Source organism: Kribbella sp. CWNU-51 (genome assembly GCF_054073265.1).
In genome coordinates this window covers 156,706-170,848 of record NZ_JBSXMZ010000004.1, presented here as the reverse complement: position 1 = coordinate 170,848, position 14,143 = coordinate 156,706, and the positions used below count along the sequence as shown (strand labels likewise).

The window sequence follows — 14,143 nt, the reverse complement described above, 5'->3', positions numbered from 1 at the left end:
GCTCAGATCGGCAGCAACCGGGAGGCTCGCCGCGGCGCTGGACCGGCCGCCCAGTCCGATCGGACGTCGACCAGTTCCGCCGTACGACGCGACGGCGCGATCCCCAGCTCCCGGGCCAGCAAGTCGGCCAGCATTTCCCCTGCACCCTCCTCCGTCGCGTGCGCCTGTCAAGAGGCGACCCCAGCTCGGTTCACTGGCGAGGCTTTGGTCGCTTGGTCGGGATGGCGGTGAGTGGATCTTCCGGCCACGGATGGCGGGGGTAGCGCGCTCGCAGGTCGGCTCGGACCTGGGGATAGCCCTGCTTCCAGAAAGAGGCGAGGTCGCTCGTGATCGCAACCGGGCGCCGTGCGGGCGACAGTAGGTGCAGGATGACTGGGACACGACCGTCCGCGACGGCCGGAGTGGCAGTCCAGCCGAATACCTCCTGCAGCTTCACGGCGAGCACCGGCGGCTCGACACCGTTGTACGCGAGTCGCACCTCGGAGCCCGATGGGACCCGGAGCCGTTCCGGTGCGAGTTCGCCGAACCGGGTTGCTGCGGGCCATGGCAGCAGTCGCCGGAGCGCCGAAGCCACGTCAATGTGGGCAAGATCGCGCGAGCCTCGCACCGAGGCGAGCTCGGTACCCAGCCATTCGTCGAGATCGGCCAGGAGTGCTTCGTCATCGACCGCAGGCCATGGGGCTCCGACGTGGGCATGGCAGAACGCGAGCCGCTCCCGCAAGGCGAGTGCGGCCTCCGACCAGCGCAGTACGGACAGACCGCTGTGCCGGATACCGTCGCGGACGGCCGCTTGGACGAGTAGCGGGTCGGGCTTTGCCAGCGGGACGTCGTTGAGCACGATCGCGCCGAGTGCCTCGACGCGCCGCGTCACGATCCGGCCGTCGTCCCAGCGGATCTGGTCGGTGGTCGAGACGAGGTCGCCGGCGATGTCTCGCGCGGTCTGCTCATCGATCGGCGCCGCGGAACGGATCCTGGCGTCGGCGCGACCGGGTGCCCGGTCAGCAGCCGCGATCGCCAGCCAGGTCGTGGTCCGCAACGGCGACTGCGGATCCAGCGCAGCACCCGTACCACCAGACATCTGGTACGTCGCCGAGTCGGCCCCCCGGACCCGCGCAATCCGATCCGGATACGCCAGCCCCACCACAACCCCCACCGCAAGATCATCCGGTAGTACGCGCGTCCCCCCACGAACCGCCCGCCGCACTCCATCGCCACCCAACGGGTCGCCGGTCGTCGTGCCTCGGCCGAGGCGCTTCGTTTCTTCTCGCCAGCGGGCCGTGGCTCCGCGGTCCTCGCCACGGCGGAGGGCTCGCCAGCGGGCCGGTAGATCATCGCCGAAGTCGCGACCGAAGTCGTCCGAGAGCATCGCGACGACCTCGCGCGCCCGGTCAGCGCCGACCCGCGGCGTGCCATCCAGCAACGCACGAGCCAACCGAGGATGCGCCCCGATCGCCGCCATCCGCCGTCCCCGTTCGGTGATCCGGCCACCGTCGTCAACGGCATCGAGGCGGCGCAGCAATTCGGCGGCCGCGTTCATCGCCACCACCGGCGGCGCCTCCAGCAGCGTCAGACCGGCACCAGCAGGCGCACCCCACGCCGCCAGGTCGAGGGCGAAGCCTGCCAGATCGGCGATCGCGATCTCCGGCGCCGGATGATCGTCGAGATGCGAGTGGTCGGTGGCAGACCAGCACCGATAGACCCGGCCAGGCGCCTCCCGCCCGGCGCGACCCGCTCGCTGGTCGGCCGACGATCTCGAAACCCGGCAGGTGACCAACGCACCGAGGCCACGCGATTGATCGGTCCGCGGCTCCCGGGCAAGACCCGAGTCGACCACAACCCTGACTCCAGGCACCGTCAGCGAACTCTCCGCAACCGACGTCGTGACCACGATCCGACGAGTGGCGGCCGGCCTCAACGCGCGGTCCTGTTCAGCCCTGGACTGGCGACCGAACAACGGCAGAACATTCAGACCGGCCAACCGGCGAGTCACACCGTTGATCTCGGCCTCCCCCGGGACGAACACGAGGATGTCGCCGTCGTTCTCGGTCAGTGCACGCCGAACGACGGCCGCGATGTGATCCAGCAGTCGCGGGTCGACCCGCCCACCGGGAAGCAGTGGCACGGGGACCGGTGGTGAGGCCCATTCGATCGCCACGTCGAACAGCGCCGCGGATGCGGTGATCACTGGGGCCGGAATGTCGGTGCCCAAGGCGCGACTCAGCCTGTTCGTGTCCGCCGTGGCCGAGGTCGCAACGATCGCCAGGTCTTCCCGAAGATTCGCCCGGATGTCGACGCAGAACGCGAGCAGCAGATCGGCATCGAGGTGTCGCTCGTGGCACTCGTCGATCACGATCGCGGCGACACCCGGCAGCTCCGGGTTCTGCTGCAGACGTCGTACGAGGAGCCCTGTCGTCACCACCTCGATACGGAGTCCTTTGCCGCCGCTGCGTTCACCGCGCATCGCGTAGCCGATCCGCTGCCCGAGCGGTTCGCCGACCAGCATCGCCAGCCGGGCCGCCGCCGCGCGGGTTGCCATCCTTCGCGGCTCGGCGACGATGATCCTGCCCCCGAGCGCGTCGCCCAGCGCAAGCGGCAACAGCGAGGTCTTCCCCGATCCGGGCGGCGCAACCAACACCGCAGTACCGCGCGAACGCACCGCATCGACCGTGGCAGGCAGAACCGCCCGGACAGGCAGATCCGCCCCCGGCACCGACGACTCAGGCAGCAACACGCCCCGACGCTAACCGACACCACCACAGATCCTCGACAACCCGGTCCACAGCCTCATGAACAACCCATTCTCTGGACACCGACTGGACCAGGCGGGAACGACTGCTCCGCGCGGACATCGTGGCGCGGACCGACCAGCTCTTATGCCGACGAATGACCGCAGCTGGTCAGCGTGGTGGGCGGAGTACTGCGAACGGGTCCGTGACGGTCAGCTCGCGGGCCACGAACGTGTAGACGGTCGCTGGACGGCCGCCGCTCTGGCCGGGGCTGGCTCGCCGCTCGGTCGGGTCGATCACGTGCCGCCGAGTCAGAACGCGGGTGAGATTGGTGGCGCCGAGCTCATAGCCCAGTGCGGCGCCGAAGAGATCACGCAGCTCGGCAATGGTGAACTCCAAGGGAGCCAGCGCGAACCCGATGTTCGTGTACGACAGCTTCGCGCGCAGCCGCCCGACCGCGGCATCGATGAAGTAGTGATGGTCGAACGCGGTCCGCGGCAGGTCGTCAACCGGGTGCCAGAGCGTGTCGGACGGAAGCTCCGGCCGTACGTCGGACGGAACCAGGCCGAGATAGCCCGTTGCCAGTACGCGGGCCCGCGGATCACGATCGATCGCACTGTGGGTGGCCAGCTGCTCCAGGTGCGCTACGTCGCGGACGTCGACCTTCGCCGCAAGGTGCCCGGTAATAGCCTCCCGGAGGCGCTCTGCGGGCTCGACCCCTCCGCCGGGAAGAGCCCAGCGGCCGCGGTGCGGACTCCGTGCGCGTTTCCACAGCAGGACGCACAACCTGCCGTCGCGGACGGACAGAACCACGGCGAGCACTTCGTGCGGGTAACTGGGGAAGTTAACCGGATCACCTTTCTTGGCTGCGGGCACGACGACGATGGTAGCGTGCACCTAGTTATCGCCTGATAGGCGAAAACACCCAGAGACGGAAGGTCGGAGCAACACATGCAACTGACGACGGAGACGGTCCGGACCGCGGTGCTGGCTGCACTGGCCGAGGATCGGTCGGCAGACGACATCACCACACGGTGGAGCGTCCCAGCGGCGCTACAAGTCGAGGCGACGATGATCGCCAAGCAGCCGGGACGCGTAGGCGGTCTGCCTGCTGTACAAGGCGTGTACGCCGCCATCGATCCTACCGTCACGGTGCGGCCGGCTGTTGCCGATGGCGATCCGGTTCTCCCGGGACAGCCGCTGGCCTGGATCAGTGGTGCGGCGCACTCGATCATCACCGGCGAGCGGGTGGCGCTGAACTTCGTCCAGCGGATGTCGGGCATCGCAACCCTGACGTCGGCCTTCGTAGCTGCGATCGGAGCGCGCCCGGTCCGGCTGCTCGACACCCGCAAGACCGCGCCCGGTCTCCGGGCCATGGACAAGTACGCCGTGAGTTGCGGCGGTGGAACGAACCACAGGCTCGACCTGGCCGCCATGGTGCTGCTCAAGGAGAACCATCTCGCTGCGGCCGGCGGCGTCCTGGCGGCCGTTCGCCGGGTCCGAGACGGCATGACCGCGGAAGGCAGAGGTAGGGCGATCGAGGTCGAAGTCACCACTGTGGAGGAAGCCCGCGAAGCGCTGGACTGCCAGGTCGAGTGGATCCTGCTGGACAACATGTCCGCCGAGGAGATGGCCGTGGTCGTCGAGCGGCGCAACACCTCCGGGTCTACATCCCAACTCGAGGCCTCCGGCACGATCACCTTGGACACCGTCGCCGCCGTCGCCGCCACCGGTGTCGATGCCGTCTCGGTCGGCGCCCTCACCCACTCCCCTGCCGCACTCGACATCAGCCTGCTGGTCACTCGCGACCACGACCTCAACTGAGCGCCGGCACGGCGCCGGCGGGGTCGTCACCCTCAGTTATCGCCTATCAAGCGAAATCTCCCGAGAGAAGGACCTGTTGTGACCGTTGGGACAGCAATCAGCTGGCAGGAAGAGGTACGCCGCCTCGCCCAGGAGCGGGACGCGGTCGTACTCGCCCACAACTACCAGGAACCGGCGATCCAAGACGTCTCCGACCACGTCGGCGACTCGCTCGCGCTGTCTCGCATCGCGGCCAGTACCGACGCGTCCACGATCGTCTTCTGCGGCGTGCACTTCATGGCGGAGACCGCCAAACTGCTCAGCCCGGACAAGACCGTGCTGATCCCCACCGCCCGGGCCGGCTGCTCCCTGGCGGACACTATCGACGCCGACCAGTTACGGGCCTGGAAGGCCGAGCACCCCGGCGCCGCTGTTGTTGCCTACGTCAACACCAGCGCGGCGGTGAAGGCCGAGGCCGACATCTGCTGCACCTCCTCCAACGCGGTGGAGGTGGTGAACTCGATCCCGGCGGACCAGCCGATCCTGTTCCTGCCCGACCAGTTCCTCGGAGCGCATGTCCGGCGGCAGACCGGCCGGGACAACATCGAGGTGTGGATGGGCGAGTGCCACGTGCATGCCGGCATCAGCGCGGCCGACCTGCGCGCCCAGGTCGCGGCCGATCCCGCGGCCGAGGTCCTCGTCCATCCCGAGTGCGGCTGCGCGTCGTCCGCGATCTGGCTCGCCGGCGTGGGTGATCTGCCGGCCCATCGGACCCACATCCTCTCCACTGCCGGCATGCTGGACACCGCTCGCGACCTGACCGCGAAGACCGCCCTGGTCGCGACGGAGATCGGCATGCTCCATCAGCTGCGCAAGGTCAACCAGCAGACGACGTTCCTGCCGGTGAACCCCAAGGCCTCGTGCCGATTCATGAAGATGATCACCCCGGAACTCCTCGTGCAGTGCCTGCGTGACGGACGCGACGAGATCCACCTGGCGCCCGAGATCGTCGACCGAGCCCGGCGCTCGGTCGAACGGATGGTTGCCATCGGCAAACCTGCAGGTGCTCGATGACGCGCACCGTCGACGTGATCGTCATCGGCGCCGGCGTGGCAGGCCTGTCAACCGCGCTCGGTCTCGCCGCGACCCGCGAGGTGCTCCTCCTCAGCGCCGGCGACGGCAGCACGCCCTGGGCACAGGGCGGCGTCTCGGCCGCGTACGGCGAGGACGATCCGCTCGACCACGCGCGCGACACCGACGTCGCCGGCGCCGGATTCTGCGATCCCCGCAACGTTCGGGCGCTGGTCGAGGAAGGACCCCAGCGACTTGCCGAACTCATCGCTCAAGGGGCTCGCTTCGACCGGAACGACGACGGATCGCTGTCGAGAACCCTGGAGGGCGGCCACAGTCGTCCCCGGATCGTGCACGCCGGCGGTGACGCCACCGGCGCGGAGGTTCATCGCGCACTCCGCAGCGCCCTGCAGCGAACCAGCGTTCAGACGATGACCGGACGGACCGTCGGCCTGCTCCAGTCGGACTCCGGAAGCGTCGTCGGCGTGCTCGTCGAGACCGGCGCTCAGGTCGAGCAGATCGACGCGCGCGCCGTAGTACTGGCAACCGGCGGTATCGGCAACGCGTACCTGGCGAGCACCAATCCGTCGACGGTGCGCGGTGACGGCATCGCCCTGGCGCTGCTGGCCGGCGCGTCGCTGGTGGATATGGAGTTCGTCCAGTTCCATCCGACCGCGCTCTACACCGGCGAGACCAGCGGGCAGTTGCCCTTGGTCACCGAAGCCGTCCGGGGTGAAGGCGCCGTACTGCGCGACGTCCATGGCCGCAGCATCATGGCCGGACGGCACCCGCGAGCCGATCTGGCTCCGCGGGACATCGTCGCACGGGCGATCGAGTCGACGATGCGCCGCGACGGATCCGACCACGTCTGGTTGGATGCTACTGGTGTCGCCCCCGACGTACTCCGACGGCGATTCCCGACCGTACTGGCCTCCTGCGCACGCATCGGCGTCGACCTGCTGTCCGAGCAGATTCCGGTCGCGCCGGCCGAGCACTTCCTGTGCGGTGGCGTTCGGACCAACCGCAACGGCGCAACCGACGTACCAGGCCTGTATGCCGTCGGCGAGGTCGCCGCAACCGGCGTCCACGGGGCCAATCGGCTCGCCTCCAACAGCCTGCTGGAGGGACTGGTCTTCGGGCGGCGCGTCGCAACGGCCCTGACCCTCGACCTCCCCGCGCAGGACCTCGGTCGCAGGCAGGAGCTCGCGCTGGGCGAGGATCGCGAACCGGAGCGGATCCGCACGATCCTGACCAGGTACGCCGGTATCCGTCGCGACGGCGCAGGTCTGAACGCCGCCGCGGACGAGCTCGAGACCCTAGGCGCCGGACCGCTCGCGACGGCGGCGCGATCTGTCATCGTGGCAGCGACAGCACGACAGGACAGCCGCGGCTGCCACTGGCGCTCCGACCATCCCCACTCCGACGGGCGCTGGGACGAGCACATCGTCGTACGGCTCGACAAAGATGGCTGCCCGACCACCCGGCAACTTCTCCACTCAGCCACGCAGTGACGAGGCACCGGCCTTCGGGTTCGATGGAAGGCCGGTGCGAGTTCGTGCGTCAGATCGGCAGCGGATCGTAGTTGGCCGGACACTCAACGAGCCCGTCGTCTACCACGTCGAAGGCGGGCCCGATCACTTCCGGCGTCGCGGCACCAAGCTCAACGTCTGACAACTACGTGCTGTCCGCAAGTTGAGCGCGGCCGACCGATGGTGAAAAGCGGCTACGCGGTTCGACCGATGCGGTCCGTATCGATGTCCAGGTATGTGGCTAAGCTGCGTGTCCCGCCTCGGACACTGAAACAGATGATTCAGTTGTAGTCGGCGGCACGGGTCGTGCCGCCTGTGGTGTTTGCGGCCGGCGGGCCGCTCGCACATGGAATCAGTTGCCGTCAGCAATCGCACGATCCGCACTCGGGCTCAGCGCGAGAGGAATCAGTGCAGTGCGACCGTGAGCAGTAGGACGGACGACTCCAACGCTTCGACGTCGTGCCGCTGCGGCGGCACCGCGACCAGATCACCTGGACCGAGCTCGACCTCCGCGTCACCCGCACGGACCCGGACACGGCCACGTAGGCAGAGCAGCGAGGCATCCCCGGGACTCTTGTGCTCTCCCATCACCCGACCTGCGGCAAGCGCCGTGAGCGTCTGCCGGAGACGGGCACCGGGCCTGCTGTAGACCGTGACCGAGCTGCGCCCACTCTCGGCCGACGCTGCCTTGGCAAGCCGCTCGGTAGCCAAATCGTCGATCGACGAGACATCCATCCGTCGATGATCGCACGGCGAGAGCCTGAACGGCGGTGCACAAGGTCACGGCCGTCGAGCATAGGTCAGCAGAGCTCGCCGGGTGCGGCCCTGAACAACCTCGCCCTCGCCCATCGTGCCCACCGAGGGCTGGAACCCGCGCTCGAACTGGCCAACACCGCCCGTCCAGAGGTGTGGAAACTCGTCCGCTGGTAACGGCAAGAGACTCGGGCTCTACAGAACGGGTCTCTGCGTGGAACCTCGGACGTGCCCATCACTCGCAAGGCGATCAGCAGAGCGTGGCGGCCGTGCACAGTTCTAGCGAACACTCGGCCGCGGGCTCGGGCACGGCGCGCAAACCCCTCGCCGTCACGAACCGCGACGCCACAACCCGGCTCGGAGTACGCAGGCGAGCAGTACGGCGACCGACTTCGACGATCAGTCCCTCGATCGGGCGGCCATCGATCGGCTCGTCGACCATCCCCGGCGCGGTGCCGTTGGTCTCGGCGGCGGTACCGGGGCCGCGCACCGTTGCGGAACCGCGACCCTCAGCCGGCCTCCGAGCCGGATGCTGAGTTCAGGATGCGTATCCGCTACTGCCTCGGCGACGAGGGCGAGAACGACACCGGTCACCCGCACCTGCCGGGTGGAGGCAGCCCGGCAGACGGCGGCAAGATCGAGGTCAGCGGTGGCGACGTCGCGCCGTGTCGACGTGGTCCACTGCCCGCCCGCTCCCCCGTCGGCGACCAAGTGCCCGAGCCCTTCGATCGTTCCGGTGTCAACCGAACATGTCCTCGAGCAGGAGCCGGCGGGCTCGGAACTTTCGATCCGGGGACGGAGTAGGTTCTGGGCTTGGATCGCCGCACCGTTGCCATCGGCAACGGCATGGTGCAGGAGAAGAATCATCGCCGTCCGGCCAATCGCGGCCGGGTGAGCCGGCATCGCGCACCATCACGATCTGCCATAGCCGCCGGTCTCGAGCATCGGGGTGCCGGCAAGCTCGGCGACGATCCGCGGCAGCGTGTCGCCGGCCCCGACGAGGTCAGTTCGCAAGTTCTGGGTACCGGCGATCACGACGAGTCATTCAGCCGGGCGAGAAAGGCGACACCGATGGCGATCAACGCAGTACTGGCAGTGATACCGGTCGCGCAATTCGACACAGCATGCGACTGGTACGCGTCGTTCTTCGGGCGTCCAGCCGATCAGCGACCGATGGACTCCTTGGCCGAATGGCATCTGATCGACGCCGGCATCGTTCAGGTCTTCCACGATCCAGGCAAGGCAGGCCGTACGACGGTCAATTTCCTCGTCGACGACCTGGACGAGCGAGTGGGCCGGCTGACCGCGACGGACATCGCCACCAGCGATCCCCTGGTAGTGGCGAGCGGCCGCCAACGACTCGTCACGTGCACCGACCCCGAGGGAAACCAACTCGGCCTCCTCGAGACCACCTGACCCCCCAGCCGGATGGCGGCGCATCCGCCGCGGCCCGCCGAGGAGCACCATGGATCCTGCGCGACCCCGGATCGCGACAGATCTGGCTGCCTACATTTTGCGTTCTCCGCAGAGATGAGCGAACTAAGGTGGGCCAATGGACCAGCAGACCGCTCAGGACTGGCTCGACCAGTACGTCGAGGCGTGGATGTCCTACGATCCGGGCGACATTTCAAGGCTGTTCAGCGAGAACATCGCCTACCGCTACCACCCGTATGACGAGCCGATCGCCGGTCGGGACGCAGTCGTCGCATCCTGGCTCGGACAGAGCGCGTCGGGCGACGCCTCCACCCGCGACGCGCCCGGCACCTACGAGGCCGAGTACTCTCCGGTCGCGGTCGACGGTGACACCGTGGTGGCCACAGGCACTTCGCGGTACCGCGAGGTGCCTGACGGACCCATCGTCCGCACCTACAAGAACTGCTTCATCATGCGCTTCGACGGCGAAGGACGCTGCCGTGAGTTCACCGAGTACTACATCCGCCGCCCATGAACGCTACGGGCAACGACCGCTCGGCAACTCGGTGAATGAGGTGGCGACTACGACATCAGGCATCAACGGGCTTAGCTCTCCAGGCCGATGGTCGTAGTCGACCGCCAGCCGAAGCGCGTCGTGGCTCGTTCCGAGGCCGCTGAGCTCGACGGTGCCGACGTTACGGCCGGCGTCGTCGGCGAACATCAGCTTGGCGTGCGACGTGACTCCGGCAGCAGTCGGGGCGAACCTGACGAGGACCGCACAGCTGTTGCCAGGAGCAATCGACTTCGCCTTGCAGGTGTCGCCGTCGAGGCGGAAGGAGGCTCGCTGGTCACGTCGGCTACGCGCACCGAGCCGATCTGCAGCGACTGGGTTCCCGTGTTCGTGACGGAGACCGCCTGCGCCCGGCCCGGCATGTCGACCGGCTGGTTGGTGAAGACCGGCGTACTGGCGCTGAACACCGCCGCACAGGCTCACCGTGAAGGCGTTCCAGCACGTTCCAGGCCGGCATCTGCTGCGCTCAGGGACGGGGCGGTCCTTTGAGTTCGAGGTTCAGGGACCATCTACGGCCTGGGTCGGCGGGTGGCGTGGGAGTGGCCGGGGGTGGTGCGGCGGGAGTGGGGCCCGGTTCGGAGAGGGTTATGAGGTCCCTGTCCAGGTAGTCGCGCGCCTGACGGTATTCGAGGACGGTCCAGGTTGCCGGGAGCACCGTCAGCGCGGTGCCGGCGAGGAGCGACACGGAGACCGCGATCAAGACCTCCGTGACGGTGAAGTCGCGCCATCGACCGCCTGGATCGAACAACGCGACGCTGGACAGGAGGACGGCAAGCGTTGTGTATACGATTGCCCGGTGCAACGGACCGGCCACCTCGAGCAGCCGATCGATCTGGTCTCGCGCCGCCTCCGCACGTCGGAGGCGTGTTGAGTCGTCCTTCGCCCGTGCGAGCAGACGCGACGTTGTGTCGATCGCGTTCGTCAGGTATCCACCAAGCAGGCTCGTGGAGGGCAGCAAGAACACGAGCACTGTCATGGCCGCCGTAAACGTATCGCCTGCCGCGCCGGAGACGTCCGCGTGGCCCGACAGCAAGACCAGACCGACGATGGCAACTGGCGCAACGAATCCGTCAAGATGCAGCAGGATCCACCGTCCAGACATCGCGGCTATCCCTCCAGTATGCAGGAGTAGTAGCACTCCCGGTCGAGCGTTCCACCGAACGTGCACGCCTGAGAGCAAATTGCGTGGGTCCCACCAAGAATCTGAGCCGCCGCGTCCAACCTGCCCGGCTCGAACGCCTCTGCAACCACGTTCGCCGCGAACTGCGCGCCCGCCACCGGTAGCCCGAACCTCTCCAGGTACGAGAACACCTCGGTCGACGCGCGCGCCGCTTCGCTCAGCCAGTACGTCGACTCCCGGCCCGTACTGCGCCACAGGCCGACTGAGACAGCGTGGATCGACCACAGAGCCTCATGCCCGCTCAACGTTACGAGAACACTGAGCCCCGCCCTCGGAAACCGCTGGGCCACTCCTGGCTCCAGCAGTCCCGCGAACAACGGCCGCGCCTCGATCAACTCGCGCGGATCGAACCACGCGCTCTCAAACGCTCCGCCACTCATCAGTCGCCCCCTTCGCGGCGGTGACTACACCGCCGATCCTCCCCACAAGTCAGTATGGCGCTAGACCGCGAGGAGGAGGCAACGGTCAGCGGAACAGCTCGATGATGGGTTTCATAGTCGGTCGGGTGCTGCCGTCGAGCGTGTTGCAGGCGCCTACAGCTTGTGCGCCGCCCGACAAGGCGGCCGCACCGAACAGACCGCAACTGTAGTTCTTGTCAGTGGCCAGCCCTGCGGCGACGCTCCAGCGCGTTCCGTCCCAGTGCTCCAGGTGCGGCCGGTGGGTTCCGAATCCCTCGGTACCGATCGCCCAGAAGTCGTTCGACGCGAATGGTGCAACGGCGGCTTGGCCGACCGTCAGCGTCGACCGAAGCTCCGGAATGTTGTCATCGGCACCGAAATGAACCTCCGCAGTACGATCTCGCCGACGCGACCGCCACCATCGGTCTCATCGCCGGGCTTGTTGCTCGGAGCTCAGGGCGAGCGATTCCGACGATGCCTGCTGACGAGTCGGTGGCCCCGGTGGTTGTGAACACAGGGCCATCAACTCGGCCGAGTGCCGGCCGCCGTCGTGACCGGTCGGCGGGTTAGTCCTCGGCCTCTCGCTTGGCCGCCTTCGCGCCGCCCAAGAGTGAGCCGGGGTTGGCTCGGTCGGGGTAGAGCTCGATCATCGCGTCGAACAGCTCCTGCGCGGTGTCTGTTGTCTCATCGAGACGGATGAAGTCACGCAGGTACTGCCGGGTCTCCACGATGTGGCGCGGGTTGTCGTCGTGGTCTGGGATCTTGTGACCAGCGACGACCGCGTGGGGGTCGAGAGCCTCGAGTTTGTCCAGCGCTGCGCTCCACTCGAGCCGGGACTGCGCCGTGGTCTCACTTAGATAGGGATGGATCCCGTTGTAGACGACGTCGCCGGCCACGACCAGCCCGATCGAAGGCACGTGCAAGCTCGTCGAGTCCGCGACATCGGTGAAGCCGGTCTCGACCGGCATCAGCGGCCATCCCTCGAGCTCGAAGGATGGGCCGTCCAGGATGTCGGGTACACCCGGGTCTTCCGGGATTTCCCCCACTCTGCTGAACAGCTGCTTGTCTGCATCGACCCTCTTGTGAATCCGATCCACCACTGAAGCAGTCGCCACTGCTTTGACATCCGGGAACCGGCGCTTGAGGATGCTGATGCTGAAGTAGTGGTCTCCATGACCGTGAGTGATGTAGATGTGAGTCAGGTTCTTCCCAGTCGCCTCGATCTGGTCGGCCAGCTGGGTGGACTGCTCAACGGTGAGGAAGGTGTCGACCAGCACCGCGTCCCGTTCGCCGTAGATCAAGATCGCGGAGTTGGCGACCCACATCAATGACGCATATTCGGATGGGACGTCGGGATTGAGGCCAGGACGCTTGACAGTGAAGATCGTGTACTCGAGCTTGGATTTGTCGTTGTTGGACCGGGACATCATGAGCTCCTCGTCTGGTGTGGTGGTGCCACGAGAGTGCTCTTACGCCGGGCCTCATCGCACCCGTGGAGAACACTGGTACGTCGGATGCCCTGGCGACCCTTGTCGGCGACCTCGGCACCCACCGCGTGAAGAACCGCACCCACCTGTCCAAGCTGCGAGCCAACAGCCGCTGTGAGCCCTGCGCCGCCTCGCGCTGTGACAGCGCCACCCGGTGTCGCACCGCATCACCCCGATCCAGGTCGCCTCCCACCCGATCAGCTTCGGCTCCGGAGAATGGACCTGCGTGGTCGGGGGAGTTCGAAGGCGGCGGCCGGATGGCCGAGATCGCCAAGCTCCTGGCCGCCTGATCGAGGTAGCGTGCCTCATGCCCGCCATCGAAGACCTCGCCGGGTTGCTGGTGGCCATCGCGGCAGGCGATCGCACAGTCGTCACGGCGTCGCTCGACGCGGCACCACGGCTGGCGACGGCGCGGCTGGCGCGCCGCGACGAGCGCTTCATCGCCGAGTGTCAGGCCCAGGTCTACGAAGGCGACACAGCGCTGCATGCCGCGGCGTTCGCGTACGACGTCGAGCTCGCCGAAGGTCTGGTGGTGCGCGGCGCCGACATCCGCGCCCGCAACCGTCGGGGCGCCGAACCTCTGCATGCGGCCGTCAGCGGTGGACCCGGCGCAACGAATTGGAATCCGATCCGTCAGAGGGCGGCCATCGAGTACCTCATCGAGGCGGGCGCCGACCCGAACGCTGCCGCGCTGGGTGGGACCACGCCCTTGCATCGAGCGGTCCGAAACCGGTGCTCAGCCGCTGTCGAGACACTCCTACGCTTGGGCGCGAATCCTCGCTTGGCGAACGACCGCGGCTCGACTCCGGCCTACCTCGCACGCCGAGCAACGGGCCGCGGCGGCGTGGGCTCCGAGGCGGCCAAGCTCGAACAGCGGGTCATCATCCAACTCCTCGACGACGCCACAGCCTGAGCTTCCGGCAGGTCCGCCGGGCGCCCGGCTCGACCGCGGCGTCCAGAGCGCCGAGTACGCCGAGACGCGCGAGGATCGCCGCCTTGTTTCTCGGGTGTCGAGTGGAACCGTTGCATCTCTGCAGAGCGTGGTCCCACGGATACGCCCAACGACCCTCGGTGGCTCTTCTGCGCACCAAGGGTCGTTGCTCGCGGCACCTTACCACCAACATCCGCTTCGTGCCGCTCGGCTGCGCCCGGGGAATGCCCGGGCTGATCACGGGTCCGCTGCTGGTTGCGGCCCGGGCTGGCGAACCAGGC

The 14,143-nt window shown here is 67.7% G+C and carries 16 protein-coding genes; 6 read left to right on the top strand and 10 right to left on the bottom strand.

Annotated features, from left to right (window positions below):
- Positions 1-2: 2 nt before the first annotated feature.
- From ACXC9Q_RS02845 to ACXC9Q_RS02835, 3 genes are all read right to left on the bottom strand, one after another.
- Positions 3-134: a hypothetical protein gene (locus ACXC9Q_RS02845; protein ID WP_457054893.1), complete on the bottom strand. Its 132-nt coding sequence runs from the start codon at positions 132-134 to the stop codon at positions 3-5.
- A gap of 56 nt (positions 135-190) precedes the next feature.
- On the bottom strand, positions 191-2,731 hold the full coding sequence (gene hrpB, locus ACXC9Q_RS02840) for an ATP-dependent helicase HrpB (protein ID WP_457054892.1): 2,541 nt from the start codon (positions 2,729-2,731) through the stop codon (positions 191-193).
- Between the two features lie 166 nt (positions 2,732-2,897).
- Entirely contained in the window at positions 2,898-3,602 is a 705-nt protein-coding gene (locus ACXC9Q_RS02835; protein WP_457054891.1) for an NUDIX hydrolase, read from the bottom strand.
- A gap of 75 nt (positions 3,603-3,677) precedes the next feature.
- Between ACXC9Q_RS02835 and nadC the strand changes: the two genes are divergently transcribed.
- The 3 genes from nadC (at position 3,678) to nadB (ending at position 7,111) form a co-directional block, all read left to right on the top strand.
- Positions 3,678-4,550 carry a carboxylating nicotinate-nucleotide diphosphorylase gene (gene nadC / locus ACXC9Q_RS02830; RefSeq protein WP_457054890.1) on the top strand — a complete coding sequence of 291 codons (873 nt, stop codon included), beginning with the start codon at positions 3,678-3,680 and terminating at the stop codon, positions 4,548-4,550.
- Between the two features lie 78 nt (positions 4,551-4,628).
- Complete coding sequence (gene nadA / locus ACXC9Q_RS02825; RefSeq protein ID WP_457054889.1) at positions 4,629-5,603, top strand: quinolinate synthase NadA; 975 nt, start codon at positions 4,629-4,631, stop codon at positions 5,601-5,603.
- Positions 5,600-7,111 carry an L-aspartate oxidase gene (gene nadB / locus ACXC9Q_RS02820; protein ID WP_457054888.1) on the top strand — a complete coding sequence of 504 codons (1,512 nt, stop codon included), beginning with the start codon at positions 5,600-5,602 and terminating at the stop codon, positions 7,109-7,111. Before nadA ends, nadB begins: the two co-directional genes overlap by 4 nt.
- A gap of 423 nt (positions 7,112-7,534) precedes the next feature.
- On the opposite strand, the gene ACXC9Q_RS02815 is transcribed toward nadB, so the two are convergent.
- From ACXC9Q_RS02815 to ACXC9Q_RS02805, 3 genes are all read right to left on the bottom strand, one after another.
- Positions 7,535-7,864 (bottom strand): cupin domain-containing protein, encoded by a 330-nt coding sequence (locus tag ACXC9Q_RS02815; protein WP_457054887.1) that lies wholly within the window; start codon positions 7,862-7,864, stop codon positions 7,535-7,537.
- A gap of 268 nt (positions 7,865-8,132) precedes the next feature.
- A complete protein-coding gene (locus ACXC9Q_RS02810; protein WP_457054886.1) occupies positions 8,133-8,372 on the bottom strand; it encodes a hypothetical protein in 240 nt (79 codons plus the stop codon).
- 422 nt (positions 8,373-8,794) lie between these two features.
- Positions 8,795-8,917, bottom strand: coding sequence for a hypothetical protein (locus ACXC9Q_RS02805; protein ID WP_457054885.1), 123 nt, complete (start codon positions 8,915-8,917; stop codon positions 8,795-8,797).
- 36 nt (positions 8,918-8,953) lie between these two features.
- Here ACXC9Q_RS02805 and ACXC9Q_RS02800 point away from each other — a divergent pair, with 36 nt between their 5' ends.
- Together ACXC9Q_RS02800 and ACXC9Q_RS02795 are read left to right on the top strand one after the other, a co-directional pair.
- Entirely contained in the window at positions 8,954-9,298 is a 345-nt protein-coding gene (locus ACXC9Q_RS02800; RefSeq protein ID WP_457054884.1) for a VOC family protein, read from the top strand.
- Positions 9,299-9,434: 136 nt separating this feature from the next.
- Complete coding sequence (locus tag ACXC9Q_RS02795) at positions 9,435-9,830, top strand: nuclear transport factor 2 family protein (protein WP_457054883.1); 396 nt, start codon at positions 9,435-9,437, stop codon at positions 9,828-9,830.
- Positions 9,831-9,833: 3 nt separating this feature from the next.
- On the opposite strand, the gene ACXC9Q_RS02790 is transcribed toward ACXC9Q_RS02795, so the two are convergent.
- From ACXC9Q_RS02790 to ACXC9Q_RS02775, 4 genes are all read right to left on the bottom strand, one after another.
- Positions 9,834-10,016: a hypothetical protein gene (locus tag ACXC9Q_RS02790; protein WP_457054882.1), complete on the bottom strand. Its 183-nt coding sequence runs from the start codon at positions 10,014-10,016 to the stop codon at positions 9,834-9,836.
- Between the two features lie 316 nt (positions 10,017-10,332).
- Positions 10,333-10,968, bottom strand: a complete 636-nt coding sequence (locus ACXC9Q_RS02785; RefSeq protein ID WP_457054881.1) for a hypothetical protein — start codon at positions 10,966-10,968, stop codon at positions 10,333-10,335.
- 5 nt (positions 10,969-10,973) lie between these two features.
- A complete protein-coding gene (locus ACXC9Q_RS02780; RefSeq protein ID WP_457054880.1) occupies positions 10,974-11,426 on the bottom strand; it encodes a hypothetical protein in 453 nt (150 codons plus the stop codon).
- Positions 11,427-12,010: 584 nt separating this feature from the next.
- Positions 12,011-12,871: an MBL fold metallo-hydrolase gene (locus ACXC9Q_RS02775; RefSeq protein WP_457054879.1), complete on the bottom strand. Its 861-nt coding sequence runs from the start codon at positions 12,869-12,871 to the stop codon at positions 12,011-12,013.
- Positions 12,872-13,238: 367 nt separating this feature from the next.
- On the opposite strand from ACXC9Q_RS02775, the gene ACXC9Q_RS02770 reads away from it, so the two are divergent.
- The gene (locus ACXC9Q_RS02770; protein WP_457054878.1) at positions 13,239-13,844 is read left to right on the top strand and encodes an ankyrin repeat domain-containing protein; all 606 of its coding nucleotides are present in this window, start codon (positions 13,239-13,241) and stop codon (positions 13,842-13,844) included.
- Positions 13,845-14,143 lie beyond the last annotated feature (299 nt).